Below are 13684 nucleotides of genomic sequence, written 5' to 3'. Positions count from 1 at the left end.
TGTCGTATCGATGCCTGCTCAGGCGACGCGTTCCTCGCGCCTTCCTGATGCCAGCACGATCGCGCCTTCTTTTTCGAGCGCCTCGATTCGTGACTGGTCGAACCCGTGCTCGGCGAGCACCTCGCTTGTGTGCTCACCATAGACCGGCGCGCCCGATCGCACTTTGCCTGGGGTCTCCGAAAACTTGATGGGAAGCCCGATCGTCTTGACGGGACCGAGCGTGGAGTGCTCGACCTCGACGACCATCTCGCGCGCCAGTGTCTGCGGATCGCTGAGGGCTTCCAGCATGTCGTGCACGGGGCCGCACGGCACGCCCTTCTCCTCCAGCGCCGCCAGCCAATGCGCCCGCGACCTGGTGCGGAAACGCTCGCTCAGCACGGCTTCGAGCTCCTTCAGATTGGCCATGCGATCGGCGCCGGTGACGAAGCGCGGATCGGCGGCAAGCTCGCTCGCGCCGAGCGCTTCCAGCATCAACAGCCAATGCTTCTTGTTGGCGCCGCCGACCACGAGCCAGCCGTCCGAGGCTTCGAACGCCTGATACGGAGCGTTGAGCGGATGCGCCGAGCCCATGGCGCGCGGCGCCGTGCCGGCCGCCAGCGCGATGGTCGACTGCCAATAGGTCTGCACCAGCGCAGCTTCATAAAGCGAGGTCTCGACCCATTGCCCTTCGCCGGTCTTGAGACGATGCGTGTAGGCCGCAAGGATGCCCATGCTCGCGAGCAGGCCCGCGGTGATGTCTGACAGCGGCGGACCGCACTTGACGGGCGGACCGTCCGGGCGCTCGCCGGTAAAGCTCATGATGCCGCTCATCGCTTGCGCGACAAGGTCAAATCCCCTGCGGTGCTTATAGGGACCGGTGCGGCCGAAGCCCGACAGCGAACAGTAGATCAGCGCCGGGAATTCCGCATGGAGCGCCTCGTAGCCGAAGCCGAGGCGCTCCATCGCGCCCGGCGCAAAGTTCTCGACCAGCACGTCGGCATCCGCGATCAGGCGCCGCAGCACCTCTTTGCCGCCCTCGGTTTTCAGATCCAGCACGATGCCGCGCTTGTTGCGGTTCATCATCAGGAAGGACGCCGCTTCATCGCCGATCTTCGGCGGCACCGAATGGCGGGTATCGTCGCCGTTCGGCCATTTCTCGATCTTGATGACGTCGGCGCCCATGTCGGCGAGCATCAAGGTGCAGGTCGGCCCGGCCATGACGTGGGTGAGGTCAATGACCTTGAGGCCGGCCAGCGGTCCCGAACGGCGAGAAGTGGATTGAGATCGGTCGCTTTGCATCGGCTCGTCCTATTGGCCGCGCCATTGCGGCGCGCGCTTGTTGAGGAAAGCATCGAGCCCTTCGCGAAAGTCCTGGCTCGTGTAGCACATCAGAATGAGGTCTTCGCCCTCGTCCCGCGTCAGCCGCCGCTGCAGGCGGCTGACAGCCTGCTTGGTCGCATTCAGCGTCAGCGGCGCATGGCTCGCGACGAGCCGGGCCACCTCCTCAGTGCGCCGCTCGAGGGCGACAAGATCGTCGACGACCTCGCCGAGCAGTCCGACGCTTGCGGCCTCCGCGGCGTCGACAAGGCGCGCGGTGAAGATGAGGTCCTTGACGCGCGCGGCGCCGATGAGTGCGGTGAGACGGCCGACATTGGACATCGACAGGCAATTGCCGAGCGTGCGAGCAATCGGAAATCCAATTTTGGCGCTCTTGGTGCCGATGCGGAGGTCGCAGGCCGCGGCAATGCCCGCCCCGCCTCCGGTGCAGAACCCGTTGATCGCCGCGATGGTCGGCACCCGGCACTGTTCCAGCGTGGTCAGCACGCGATCGATGCGGTTCTCGTAGTCGATGGCGTCCTGCGGCGTCTTGAACTCGCGGAACTGGTTGATGTCGGTGCCCGAGGCAAAGGCCTTGTCGCCGGCCCCGCGCAGCACCAGCACCTTGATCGCATGATCGCGGTTCGCCTCCTCGCAGATCGCGGCAAGCCGCTCGTACATGGCGAAGGTGAAGGCATTGCGGGCCTGCGGGCGGTTGAAGGTGATCCGCCCGATGCCGTCGTCACGCTCGAAGACGAGGTCTTCCGCCTCCACTTGCAGGTCCATTCCTCTTACCCTTCTGTCTTTTACAATTTTGAATGCAAAATCTGGGATTTTCAAGCTATAACTTGGAAATATATGCGCATAAGTTCGTTTTTGCATTCAAATCGAGCTCAGACCCATGCTTCACGAAGAAGTCGTCGGCCGCATCCGCGCCATCCTGCTCGACGGCGAAATCCCGCCGGGCGCGCGGATTCCCGAGCGCGAGCTGTGCGAGCGGCTCGAGATCTCGCGCACGCCGCTGCGCGAGGCGCTCAAGGTGCTGGCCGCGGAAGGGCTCGTACAGCTGCTGCCGCATCGCGGCTCGCGCGCAGCAAAACTGACCGACAAGGACATGCGCGACCTGTTCGAGGTCTGCCAGGGCTTGGAGGCCCTCGCCGGCGAGCTCGCCTGCGAGCGCATCACGGACGGCGAGATCGACGCGATCGCCGCCGCACATGCGAACATGGTGCAGCATTATCGCGACGGTGACCTGATCCAGTACTATCGCGGCAACCGCGCCATTCACGAAGCGATCGTGACCGCAGCAGGAAATCCCGTGCTCGCCGGGCTTTACACCTCGGTGACCGCGCGCATCCGGCGCGCGCGCTACGTCACGCCGATGACGCCGCAGCGCTGGGCGCTTGCCGTGAAGGAGCACGAGGCGATCCTCAACGCGCTTCAGCGCCGCGACGGCGTCGGCCTCGCCCACATCCTGCGTGCGCATCTCCGTCACAAGCGCGAAGAGGTCCTGCAGGCGGGCTTTGCCGAGACGGAAGGCAATGATGTCACGTTGAGAATTGCGTAGCCCGCAATACCGCGCTTTGGCGCGGCCTGCCTTTGCGCGTCGCCTTCGCGGTCCGACTATCGTTCCCGCTCAGCGTGCAGTGCCAAGTAATTCCACTTGCTAGCTTGTCGCAACCGGCGCAGCATGCCTTGCACCGTCTCTGGCCGCGGGCCGATCAGGCGGTCGCTACGCGCGAACACTTGCGGAAAACAAAAGACAAAGGCGGAGAAAACGCATGACAATCGATGTCTCACGTCGGTCCCTACTCGCACTCGGCGCCGGTCTCGGCGCCAGCGCCATGCTCGGCAGCAGCGCGATGGCGCGGGCTCCCAAACTCGGCACCCAGACGCCGTACTGGCACCGCTTCATTCTCGGCGATGCCGAGGTGACCGTCGTGTCCGACGGGCCGCTGCCGCTCGGCGACCCCTCCGGGACGTTCCTTGGCGTTCCCCAGGAAGAGGTCAAGAAGATGCTCGCCGACAATTTCCTGTCGCCGGACAATGTCGTGCTCGAACAGAACTCGCCGATCGTGAACACCGGCGACAAGCTGATCCTGTTCGACACCGGCATGGGCTCATCGAAGATGTTCGGCGCCAGCACCGGCCGCCAGCAGAAGAGCATGACCGAGGCCGGCATCAAGCCGGAGGACATCGACGCCGTGGTCTGCTCGCATGCCCATATCGACCACATCGGGGGCATCGTCGACGAGGGCGGCAAGCCGCTGTTTCCGAATGCGCAAGTCTACATCTCGCAGACCGACTTCGACTTCTGGACCGACGAGGGCAAGCTCGGCAGCGCGGCCAAGGACTTCGTCGTTCACGCCCGCAAGAACCTGCTGCCGGTGCGCGACCGCATCGTGTTCTTCAAGGACGGCCAGGAATTTCTGCCCGGCGTGCAGGCGATCGCGGCGCCCGGCCACACCGTCGGCCACACCATTTTCATGGTCTCCTCGGCGGGCAAATCGTTCGCGTTCCTCGGCGATCTCTCGCACCATTCGGTACTGCTGCTGGAGCGGCCGCGGATGGAATTCTCTTATGACACAGACCCGAAGCAGGCGGCGGAGTCGCGCGTGAAACTGCTGACGATGCTTGCGGCCAACAAGACCCCGGTGATGTCCTATCACTTCGCCTGGCCCGGCTACGGCCACGTCGCCAAGTCGGGCGACGGCTTCCACTACTATCCGGAGCCGATGAAGATGACGTTGTAGGCGGGCAGATCACGTCCGGGCGGCGCGAGCCGCCCGGATCGTGCATCACTGCGCAAGGCCACGCTTACAAGCGGTCCAGGCGCGCCTGCAGATGAGCATCACTCTCGTAGCTATGGATCCCTCTCGGCATCGCCGAAGACCTCGACAAGGCGAAAACGCTCGCACATCAGCATCATGTCGTCGCTATATCGTCCGAGCCTGCCGAAATAGGACTGATGGGCGCGGCGCCAATAGGTCAGGCTCCGGTCACCTTCACCCTCCTCATACGCAAAGGCTGCGTCGACCTCGTTGAAGCGCCGATACGTCACCTCAACGGATTCGATGACGCAACGCGGCTCTCCTCGGCCGTCGAGCACGACCCAGCGCTCACCGGGCGTGGAGGTGTTCGGCTCGTCTTCGGTGCTGCACGTCGCGGTCTTGATGCCCTTGATGACGAGCTCGACCAATTCATCCGCCAGCGCAGGGCTGTCGCCGAACGCAAATGTCCGGAGGTGTCGATAGCGCTCGGGGACCAGCTTGCTCATGATCTTCAGACCTTCACGTCACCTCGACGCGATGCAACGGCGTATCGCAGGAAGCAAAAGAACTTGCTGCGTCACGAAGCGCGCCCTAGCAGCCCAATTTATCGGCGATCCCGCCAAAATCCTTCGCAACGATGTCCCAATTGCCGATCGCCTCGAAGTCCACCTTCTGAAGCGGACCATACTCCGTCGGCCGCGTCACGAAGGCGGTCTTCAATCCGTTCTTCTGCGCGGCGGCGAGATCGCCGTTGTGGGCGGCGACCATCATCACCTCTTCCGGCTTGAGGCAGAGCAGGCGCGCGGCGCCGAGATAAGTCTCGGGATCGGGCTTGTAGTGCTCGAACAGCTCGGCCGACATGATGAGGTCCCACGGCAGCCCTGCAAACTTCGCCATGTTGGTGAGCAGCGCCACGTTGCCGTTCGAGAGCGGCGCGATCACGAATTTCGTCTTGAGCCGCGTCAGGCCGGCGACGCTGTCGGGCCAGGGATTGAGCCGGTGCCAGCCCTTGGTGAGATAATCGAGATCGGCCTCGGTGAGGCCCTTGATCGCGAATTTCTCGACGAGCTTCTCCAGCGAGCGGCGATGCAGATCGTCGAGCATGACGTAGCCGCGCTCGGGATGCTTGCGCACGTCGTCCATGGAGGCGACGTACATGCCGCGCCAGCCGTCGACGAGCGCGGTCCAATCAGCGCTGATGCCGCGCTGCTTACCCCACCACATGAAGTCGGTGATCAGACTGGTGCGCCAGTCCACGACCGTGCCGAACACGTCGAAGACCAGCGCTTTGACGGCAGAGAGATCGGACATGGGCGCTTCCTGATTATTCTTGTCGTCATTCCGGCGCGCGCAGGGCGCGAGCCCGGAATCCAGAAGTCGTGGCGCGAGATTCCGGGTTCTCGCTTCGCGAGCCCCGGAATGACGGCAGTCTCAATCCAGATGGAACTTCGCCAGCTCGCGGTGCTCGGCCTTGATGTAGCGCACGGTGCCGGTGACGGAGCGCATCACCACCGTCTCGGTCTCGATCACGCCGTCCTTGCGGAACTTGACGCCTGAGAGCAGCGAGCCCGTGGTGACGCCGGTGGCGGCGAACAGGCAGTCGCCGCGCGCCATGTCCTCGATGCCGTAGATCATCTTGGGGTCGTTGACGCCCATCTTGGCGGCGCGCTCACGCTTCTCGTCGGAATCGAGGATGAGGCGGCACTGCATCTGGCCGCCGATGCAGCGCAGCGCCACGGCCGCGAGCACGCCTTCCGGCGCGCCGCCCGTGCCGAGATACATGTCGACGCCGGTGTTGTCGGGGTCGGCGCAGTGAATGACGCCGGCGACGTCGCCGTCTGTGATCAGGCGCACCGCAGCGCCGGTCGAGCGCACGCTCGCAATGATGTCGGCGTGGCGCGGACGGTCGAGCACGAGAACGGTGATGCCTTCCGGCTTGACGCCCTTGGCCTTGGCGAGGCGGCGGACGTTGTCGGCAGGCGAAGCATCGAGATCGACCACGCCCTTGTCGTAACCGGGTCCGATCGCGAGCTTCTGCATGTAGACATCGGGAGCGTGCAGCAGCGTGCCGCCATCGGCCATTGCCATGGTCGCGATCGCGCCCGGCATGTTCTTGGCGCACAGCGTGGTGCCTTCGAGTGGATCGACGGCGATATCGACCTGGGGACCGGCATTCATGCCGACCTTCTCGCCGATGAAGAGCATCGGCGCCTCGTCGCGCTCGCCTTCGCCGATCACGATAGTGCCTTCGATCGGCAGCTTGTTGAGCTCGCGGCGCATGGCGTCGACGGCGGCCTGGTCAGCTTGCTTCTCGTTGCCGTGCCCGCGCAACCGCGCCGACGACACCGCCGCCCGCTCCGTCACCCGCACAATCTCCAGCGTGAGGATGCGCTCGAGCAACGCTTGCGGCGGGACTGAAATATGGGTCGACATCGGCTTACTCCTTCGAAACGGTTTGGGACAGACATCTCTGCCCGCATCAACTCTCAACGCCCACGGTTCGTTCGAATGAACAACCGCCTCAGTTCTTCTCGATCCGGATCACCTGCGGCCGTCCGCTGATGACCTTGTCCTTCTGCACGGCGGCGAGTGCGCGGCGCACGGCGTCCTCATGCGTGGCATAGGTGATCAGGATGACGGGCACGGGGACCGCCTTGCCGTCGGCCGGCGCAGCGCCGCCATTGGGATGACGCTGCACGATCGACTCGATCGAAATCTTCTGCTCTGCAAGCCGGGTCGCGATCGCCGCCGCAGTGCCGGGGAAATCGCGCGCGAGCAGGCGGATGTAATAACCGCCTTCATGCCGCTCCATCGGCGCCTTCTTGGTGTCGCGGAGTTGCGAGATCGGCCGGCCGAACGGATTGGCGCGGATGCCGCGCGCGACGTCGGCGATGTCGGCAACGACGGCTGATGCCGTCGCAGCACCGCCGGCACCGGGGCCGACCAGGGTGATCGGCGGAATGCCCTCGCCATCGATCGTGACCGCATTGGTGACACCCATCACCTGCGCGATCGAGGAGGATTTGGGAACCATGGTCGGATGCACGCGTTGCTCGATGCCCTTGGCGGTGCGAACCGCAACGCCGAGCAGCTTGACGCGGTAACCGAGATCGGCGGCGGCGCGAAGATCTTCCGGCGCGATGGATGAGATGCCTTCGACATACACGGCGCTTTGAGCAACTTTCGTGCCGAAGGCGAGGCTGGCGAGAATGGCGAGCTTCTGCGCAGTGTCGTGGCCGTCGACGTCGAAGGACGGATTGGCCTCGGCATAGCCGAGCCGCTGCGCGTCCTTGAGGCATTCGGCGAAGGACAGCCCCTCCTGCTCCATCCGCGTCAGGATGTAATTGCAGGTGCCGTTGAGGATCCCGTAGACGCGGGTGATGCCGGTTCCGGCAAGACCTTCGCGTAACGTCTTGATGACAGGGATGGCTGCGCCGACGGCTGCCTCGAAATTCAGCGCGCCGCCGTGCTTTTCAGCCGCCTTGGCGAGCTTGAGGCCGTGCTTGGCCAGCAGCGCCTTGTTGGCGGTGACGACCGACTTGCCGGCGCCCAGCGCGGCGTCCACAGCCGACAGCGCGGGATCGCCGGCGCCGCCCATCAGCTCGACGAAGCAATCGACCTCCGGATGGGTGGCGAGCGCCATCGGATCCTTCGCCCATTCGACGCCGCGCAGATCGATGCCGCGCTTCTTCGCCTTCGAGCGCGCAGTGACGGCGACGACGCGGATGCCGCGGCCGCTGCGGCCCGCGAGCACGCGCGCCTGCGTTTCAATCAAACGGACAACTTCGGCGCCCACGGTGCCGAGCCCCGCTATGCCCACTTTCAGGGGTGCAACCATGATGCCTTAGAAAACCTGCCGAAGAGAACTCAACGCCGATTGGCGAGCGGAACGACGTTGTGCAACGTTTCGATCCCGCTTTCAAGGAAGCGGCGCACGCCGCGCGCGGCCTGCCTGATCCGTTGCTCGTTTTCCACCATGGCGATGCGAACATATCCTTCACCATGCTCGCCGAAGCCGACGCCGGGCGAGACCGCGACGCCGGATTTCTCCACCATCAGGGTTGCGAACTGCATGCTGCCGATGCTGCGGAAGGCTTCCGGCAGCGGCACCCAGGCGAACATCGAGGCCTCCGGCGGCGGAATCTCCCAGCCGGCGCGGCCAAACGATTCCACCAGCGCGTCGCGACGCTTGCGGTAGGTGTCGCGCATCTCCTTGATGCAATCGTCCGGGCCGTTGAGCGCCGCCGTCGCCGCGACCTGGACCGGCGTGAAGGCGCCGTAGTCGAGATAGGATTTGACGCGGGCGAGCGCTGCGATCACGCGCTCATTGCCGACCGCAAAGCCCATGCGCCAGCCGGCCATCGAGTAGGTCTTCGACATCGAGGTGAACTCGACGGTGACGTCCATCGCGCCCGGCACCTGCAGCACCGAGGGCGGCGGGTTGTTCTCGTCGAAATAGACCTCGGCATAAGCGAGATCGGACAGGATCAGGATCTCGTGCTTCTTCGCGAAGGCGACGAGGTCCTTGTAGAAATCGAGACTCGCGACATAGGCCGTGGGGTTCGAGGGATAGCAGACGACGAGCGCCAGCGGCTTCGGGATCGAATGGATGATCGCCCGCTCCGCCGCCTCGAAGAACTGCGGCGTCGGCTCCGATGGCACCGAGCGGATCACGCCGCCCGCCATCAAAAAGCCGAAGGCGTGAATCGGATAGCTCGGGTTCGGACAGAGGATGACATCGCCGGGCGCGGTGATTGCCTGCGCCACGTTGGCAAAACCTTCCTTCGAACCCAGCGTCGCCACCACCTGGGTGTCGGGATTGAGCTTCACGCCGAAGCGACGGGCGTAGTAGGCGGCCTGGGCCCTGCGCAGTCCGGGGATGCCGCGCGAGGCCGAGTAGCGGTCGGTGCGCGGCTTGCCGAGCGTCTCCTTCAACTTCTCCAGCACATGCGGCGGCGCCGGCAGGTCCGGATTACCCATGCCGAGGTCGATGATGTCGGCGCCGGCATTCCGCGCAGCCGCCTTGGCCCGGTTGACCTGCTCAAACACGTAAGGCGGAAGGCGGCGAATGCGGTAAAATTCTTCCATGGCTCTCTGGGCTCCGGGCAACCGGTCAGGACAGAATCGACAGATCAAGAGGGCCATTCCAAAAGGCCCTCAGCCCCATCGCGAAAATTACTCAAAATCAAATACTTAGAGCAATCGTCGACGACGAAGACTGAAGTCGTTCGCCCTGACTCTTGGCTGAACCGAGGTCTTTTAGCACGGCAAAGCGGAGGCGCCAGCGATTACGTTGCCCGTCTCACGTCACGGGCTATTTGGCGTCCTTGGCGGCCACAGCCTGGCGATCGCGCGCGGCGGCGAGCTCGGCCTCGATCTTGGCGCGCTGCTCCGGCGGGATGATTGCCTGATCGCGATCCGGCGGCAGATCGTGCACCGGCAGATAGGTACCAGGCTCCCTGGCATGCGGCTGCGCATCCGCGGGCGTCAGATCCGCGAGCTGGCTCGAACACCCGCCGAGGGCGAGCGCCGCAATCAACAGCGCGCCGCAGATCGGCAGCGTCCTTTGCAGGTCCCATAACGCCAACACTTGGGAAATCCCCTACTCGTCCCAAAGCACGGCCCCGGGCAACCTTACCCAAGACCGCGCCCAAGCTCAAACCATTGCTGCCCAAATGGCGTGAGCGAGAAAATAGCCCGGCGCTACCAAGCCGAGCGGTGCGGCTCGATTGTGACGGAACCAAGAAATTTTGTCGCAGTGCAACACATCTTCGAGAGTGTTTAACGTCAAACATGCGAGCTTCGCGGTGACGAATACGGAATGAATCGTTACTGTTCTGCTCATGAGCATGGCCACGACCGACACGCCGAAACCCGAGACGAAGTTCGATGCGGAAGCCTTCGCGATGAATGTCGCGCGGGCGATGGAGAGCGGCGGCAAGGCACTTGCCGCTTACCTTAAGCCGCGCGAGAGCGGCGAGGTGCAGGATCGTCCACCGGCCGAGCTCGCTGAGGTCGTCAAGACCTTCACGTCGGTCGCCGAATACTGGCTGTCGGATACATCCCGCTCCTCCGATCTCCAGACCAAGCTCGCCAAGGACTATCTCGACCTCTGGGGCTCGGCGGCGCGGCGCATGGCCGGCCAGGAGGCCCCGCCCGCAATCGCTCCCTCGCCGCGCGACAAGCGCTTTGCCGATCCGGAATGGAAGTCGAACCAGTTCTTCGATTTCGTCATGCAGCTCTATCTGCTCACGACCAAATGGGCGCAGGAGCTGGTGCGCGATGCCGAAGGGCTCGATCCGCACACGCGCCGCAAGGCCGAGTTCTACGTCCAGCAGGTCACCAACGCGCTCTCGCCATCGAACTTCGTGCTGACCAATCCCGAGGTGCTGCGCGAGACGGTGGCGTCCAGCGGCGAGAATCTTGCGCGCGGCCTGACGATGCTGGCCGAGGACATCGCCGCCGGCAAAGGCATGTTGAAGATCCGCCAGTCCAATCCGGACAATCTCGTCGTCGGCGTCAACATGGCGACGACGCCGGGCAAGGTGATCTACCAGAACGAGATGATGCAGCTGATCCAGTACGCGCCGACCACGGAGAAGGTGCTGCGCACACCGCTCCTGATCGTGCCGCCCTGGATCAACAAGTTCTACATCCTCGATCTCAAGCCGGAGAAATCCTACATCAAGTGGTGCGTCGACCAGGGCATCACCGTCTTCGTGATCTCGTGGGTCAATCCGGACAAGCGGCTCGGCAACAAGGGCTGGGAAGACTACATGAAGGAAGGCCCGCTCACGGCGATGGACGTGATCGAGAAGGTCACCGGCGAGATGAAGGTGCACACCGCCGGCTATTGCGTCGGCGGCACCATGCTCGCGACCACGCTGGCCTGGCTCGCCGAGAAGCGCCGTCAGCGCGTGTCGTCCGCGACGTTCTTCGCCGCGCAGGTCGACTTCACCCACGCCGGCGATCTCCTCGTGTTCGTCGACGAGGAGCAGATCGCAGCGCTCGAGCAGGACATGAGGGCCGCCGGCGTGCTCGAAGGCTCGAAGATGGCGATGGCCTTCAACATGCTGCGCTCCAATGACCTGATCTGGTCCTATGTCGTCAGCAACTACCTGAAGGGCCAGCAGCCGAGCGCGTTCGACCTGCTGCACTGGAACTCCGACGCGACGCGCATGACCCAGGCCAATCATTCCTATTACTTGCGCAATTGCTATCTGGAGAACCGGCTCTCCGCCGGCACGATGGTGCTCGACAATACCCTGCTCGATCTCTCCAAGGTCAAGGTGCCCGTCTACAATCTCGCCACCCGCGAGGACCACATAGCGCCCGCTGACTCGGTGCTCTACGGCTCGCAGTTCTTCGGCGGTCCGGTGAAGTACGTGCTGTCGGGCTCGGGCCACATTGCGGGCGTGGTCAATCCGCCCGCCTCGAGCAAGTACCAGTACTGGACCAACGACAACATCAAGGACGTCAACATCGCGCAGTGGATGAAGGGAGCCGTGGAGCACAAGGGCTCGTGGTGGCCCGACTGGCGGGAGTGGCTGGGCGGGCTCGATCCCGAGGAAGTCCCGGCGCGGGCGGTCGGCAGCGAAGCATTCCCGCCGATCGAGGACGCGCCCGGCAGCTATGTCAGAGTTCGCGCATAGCGGAATCTCCGTGCTTTCGTATAGACTCGCCTCAATCCAGCGACGACACAGGGGACTGCCACTATGACACGCGAATTGTTCTGGCTGACACTGACGGTGATCCTGACGGGGGTTCTCTGGATTCCCTACATCATCAACCGATGCCAGGTTCGCGGGTTGAGCGGTGCCATGGCCAACCCTTCGCGGGGCGACAAGCCGCAGGCGGAGTGGGCGAACCGGCTGATGTTCGCGCATGACAACGCGGTCGAGAACCTCGTGATCTTCGCGCCGCTGGTGCTGATCCTGAACGCGATCGACTATTCCACGAAATGGACCGTGCTCGCCTGCGCCGTTTATTTCTGGTCGCGGGTCGCACATCTCATCGTCTACACGCTCGGCCTGCCGGTGTTCCGCACGCTGGCCTTCACCGTCGGCTTTCTCGCCCAGGCCGTGCTGGCGCTGGCGATCTTCGGGGTGGTGTGAACGCGCGCCGTGCTCAGCCGCTCTTCTGCGCGACGACGAACAGCATCGATGCGGCCTTGTCGTCGAAGCCATTGACCTCGCCCGAATCGATCGTCACCCCTCCGACTGCCCGCTTCGGCGTGGGTCGCCTGCAGCCAGTCCGGCAAGGGATAATTGTAATAGCGGTTCAGCGTGTCGCGGCCATCGGCCGAGACGGCGCGAGGCGACCTCGGCCATTTCCGGTGATCCGTCGGTCGCACGAACCGCGAAGTCGCGCACCAGCATTTCCGCGGTACCGCCGTCGGCGCCGCATCCGAGTTCGAGAATGGAAGCACCTGGCGCGAGCTTGGCGAGAAACGCGGTCAACCGCGCCTGGCGCGCTCGCGCCAGGCATAGGCCTCGGCGTTGCCGCGGTAGAATTGCAGCGTCTCTTCATCCACTGTCGCACTCACGTCACGGGAATAGCGCGATCTGCTCCAGCCCCACAGTTTCGGGCAACCCGAACATCAAGTTCATGTTCTGGATCGCCTGCCCGGCCGAGCCCTTCACCAGATTATCGAGCGTGGAAATGACGATCGCGCGGTTCTTGATGCGGTCGGCGACGACACCGATCTGCACATAGTTAGAACCGCGCACATTCTGCGTCTGCGGCAGCACGCCCTTCTTAGCGACATGCACGAAGGGTTCGTTGACGTAGGCCTTCTCGAGCGCGGCCCGCAAATCGTCGGGCGTCACGCCATTGAGTTTTACATAGGACGTACAGAGTTCGCCGCGCGCCATCGGGATCAGATGCGGTGTAAAATTCACCGTCACCGCGGAGCCGGCGGCGACGCCGATCTCCTGCTCGATCTCGGGCGCGTGCCGGTGGGTACCGACCGAATAGGGCGAAAGCCCTTCGCCCGCCTCGCTGAACAACGTGTTCTGTTTCAGCCCGCGTCCGGCGCCGGTGACGCCCGATTTCGCATCGATGACGATGTCGTCGACATCGATCAGTTTGGCCTTCGCAAGCGGTACCAGCGCGAGCAGCGCCGCCGTGGGATAGCAGCCGGGACAGGCGACCAGCCGCGCCGACGTGATTTTCTCGCGATAGAATTCGGTGAGACCATAGACCGCCTCGCCCTGCAATTCGAGCGCCCGATGCTCATGGCCGTACCATTGCGCGTAGGTGCTCTTGTCCCGCAGCCTGAAATCGGCGGACATGTCGAGGACCTTGATCTTGGGATTTGCCTTGAGGACCGCGGCGATGATTTCCTGCGTAGTCCCGTGTGGCAGTCCGCAGAACACCGCATCGAGCCTGCTCCAGTCCACCTTCTCCCATTCCACAAGTTTAGGCAGGTCCAGCATGAAGAAGTGTGGAAACACCTCGCTCATGGCTTTGCCGGCGTGGGTATTGGCAGTGAGTGCGGTGATCTCGGCATTCGGATGCCGCGCCAACAGGCGCACCGCGTCGGCGCCGGTGTAGCCGGAGGCGCCGAGAATGCCGATCTTCTTCGTGCTCATCAGACGTTCCTTCAACGTTGGATC

General features: G+C 64.0%; 13 protein-coding genes. 4 read left to right on the top strand and 9 right to left on the bottom strand.

Going from position 1 to position 13684, the window contains the following annotated elements; all coding sequences use genetic code 11:
• Nucleotides 1-18 precede the first annotated feature (18 nt).
• Both YU9_RS0107830 and YU9_RS0107825 read right to left on the bottom strand, forming a co-directional pair.
• Nucleotides 19-1278 (bottom strand): CaiB/BaiF CoA-transferase family protein, encoded by a 1260-nt coding sequence (locus tag YU9_RS0107830; protein WP_027572302.1) that lies wholly within the window; start codon nt 1276-1278, stop codon nt 19-21.
• A gap of 9 nt (nt 1279-1287) precedes the next feature.
• Complete coding sequence (locus YU9_RS0107825; RefSeq protein ID WP_027572301.1) at nt 1288-2082, bottom strand: enoyl-CoA hydratase/isomerase family protein; 795 nt, start codon at nt 2080-2082, stop codon at nt 1288-1290.
• Nucleotides 2083-2197: 115 nt separating this feature from the next.
• Between YU9_RS0107825 and YU9_RS0107820 the strand changes: the two genes are divergently transcribed.
• Both YU9_RS0107820 and YU9_RS0107815 read left to right on the top strand, forming a co-directional pair.
• Entirely contained in the window at nt 2198-2863 is a 666-nt protein-coding gene (locus tag YU9_RS0107820) for a GntR family transcriptional regulator (protein WP_156951747.1), read from the top strand.
• Between the two features lie 214 nt (nt 2864-3077).
• On the top strand, nt 3078-4049 hold the full coding sequence (locus YU9_RS0107815) for an MBL fold metallo-hydrolase (protein ID WP_027572299.1): 972 nt from the start codon (nt 3078-3080) through the stop codon (nt 4047-4049).
• A gap of 110 nt (nt 4050-4159) precedes the next feature.
• On the opposite strand, the gene YU9_RS0107810 is transcribed toward YU9_RS0107815, so the two are convergent.
• The 6 genes from YU9_RS0107810 to YU9_RS0107785 form a co-directional block, all read right to left on the bottom strand.
• On the bottom strand, nt 4160-4573 hold the full coding sequence (locus YU9_RS0107810) for an ASCH domain-containing protein (protein WP_027572298.1): 414 nt from the start codon (nt 4571-4573) through the stop codon (nt 4160-4162).
• Between the two features lie 85 nt (nt 4574-4658).
• The gene (locus YU9_RS0107805; protein ID WP_027572297.1) at nt 4659-5378 is read right to left on the bottom strand and encodes a haloacid dehalogenase type II; all 720 of its coding nucleotides are present in this window, start codon (nt 5376-5378) and stop codon (nt 4659-4661) included.
• 120 nt (nt 5379-5498) lie between these two features.
• Nucleotides 5499-6500, bottom strand: coding sequence for a class II fructose-bisphosphatase (gene glpX, locus YU9_RS0107800; RefSeq protein ID WP_027572296.1), 1002 nt, complete (start codon nt 6498-6500; stop codon nt 5499-5501).
• Nucleotides 6501-6588: 88 nt separating this feature from the next.
• The gene (locus YU9_RS0107795) at nt 6589-7905 is read right to left on the bottom strand and encodes a homoserine dehydrogenase (protein WP_027572295.1); all 1317 of its coding nucleotides are present in this window, start codon (nt 7903-7905) and stop codon (nt 6589-6591) included.
• 29 nt (nt 7906-7934) lie between these two features.
• Nucleotides 7935-9155: an LL-diaminopimelate aminotransferase gene (locus tag YU9_RS0107790; protein WP_027572294.1), complete on the bottom strand. Its 1221-nt coding sequence runs from the start codon at nt 9153-9155 to the stop codon at nt 7935-7937.
• 226 nt (nt 9156-9381) lie between these two features.
• Nucleotides 9382-9657, bottom strand: a complete 276-nt coding sequence (locus YU9_RS0107785; RefSeq protein ID WP_027572293.1) for a hypothetical protein — start codon at nt 9655-9657, stop codon at nt 9382-9384.
• Between the two features lie 253 nt (nt 9658-9910).
• Between YU9_RS0107785 and YU9_RS0107780 the strand changes: the two genes are divergently transcribed.
• Together YU9_RS0107780 and YU9_RS0107775 are read left to right on the top strand one after the other, a co-directional pair.
• Complete coding sequence (locus YU9_RS0107780; protein ID WP_027572292.1) at nt 9911-11719, top strand: alpha/beta hydrolase; 1809 nt, start codon at nt 9911-9913, stop codon at nt 11717-11719.
• 63 nt (nt 11720-11782) lie between these two features.
• Nucleotides 11783-12181, top strand: a complete 399-nt coding sequence (locus YU9_RS0107775; protein ID WP_027572291.1) for an MAPEG family protein — start codon at nt 11783-11785, stop codon at nt 12179-12181.
• A 432-nt stretch (nt 12182-12613) separates the two neighbouring features.
• Here the strand turns inward: YU9_RS0107775 and argC are convergent, their stop codons facing one another.
• Nucleotides 12614-13660 (bottom strand): N-acetyl-gamma-glutamyl-phosphate reductase, encoded by a 1047-nt coding sequence (argC, locus tag YU9_RS0107760; protein ID WP_027572290.1) that lies wholly within the window; start codon nt 13658-13660, stop codon nt 12614-12616.
• Nucleotides 13661-13684 lie beyond the last annotated feature (24 nt).

This window comes from Bradyrhizobium sp. WSM1743 (assembly GCF_000473065.1).
Lineage (GTDB): Bacteria > Pseudomonadota > Alphaproteobacteria > Rhizobiales > Xanthobacteraceae > Bradyrhizobium.
This window is presented reverse-complemented; position numbering and strand designations above follow the sequence as displayed.

Coding starts and splice junctions, on each gene's coding strand:
- YU9_RS0107830 (WP_027572302.1), bottom strand. CDS start 1,278: ATGCAAAGCGACCGATCTCAATCCACTTCTCGCCGTTCGGGACCGCTG.
- YU9_RS0107825 (WP_027572301.1), bottom strand. CDS start 2,082: ATGGACCTGCAAGTGGAGGCGGAAGACCTCGTCTTCGAGCGTGACGAC.
- YU9_RS0107820 (WP_156951747.1), top strand. CDS start 2,198: ATGCTTCACGAAGAAGTCGTCGGCCGCATCCGCGCCATCCTGCTCGAC.
- YU9_RS0107815 (WP_027572299.1), top strand. CDS start 3,078: ATGACAATCGATGTCTCACGTCGGTCCCTACTCGCACTCGGCGCCGGT.
- YU9_RS0107810 (WP_027572298.1), bottom strand. CDS start 4,573: ATGAGCAAGCTGGTCCCCGAGCGCTATCGACACCTCCGGACATTTGCG.
- YU9_RS0107805 (WP_027572297.1), bottom strand. CDS start 5,378: ATGTCCGATCTCTCTGCCGTCAAAGCGCTGGTCTTCGACGTGTTCGGC.
- glpX (WP_027572296.1), bottom strand. CDS start 6,500: ATGTCGACCCATATTTCAGTCCCGCCGCAAGCGTTGCTCGAGCGCATC.
- YU9_RS0107795 (WP_027572295.1), bottom strand. CDS start 7,905: ATGGTTGCACCCCTGAAAGTGGGCATAGCGGGGCTCGGCACCGTGGGC.
- YU9_RS0107790 (WP_027572294.1), bottom strand. CDS start 9,155: ATGGAAGAATTTTACCGCATTCGCCGCCTTCCGCCTTACGTGTTTGAG.
- YU9_RS0107780 (WP_027572292.1), top strand. CDS start 9,911: ATGAGCATGGCCACGACCGACACGCCGAAACCCGAGACGAAGTTCGAT.
- YU9_RS0107775 (WP_027572291.1), top strand. CDS start 11,783: ATGACACGCGAATTGTTCTGGCTGACACTGACGGTGATCCTGACGGGG.
- argC (WP_027572290.1), bottom strand. CDS start 13,660: ATGAGCACGAAGAAGATCGGCATTCTCGGCGCCTCCGGCTACACCGGC.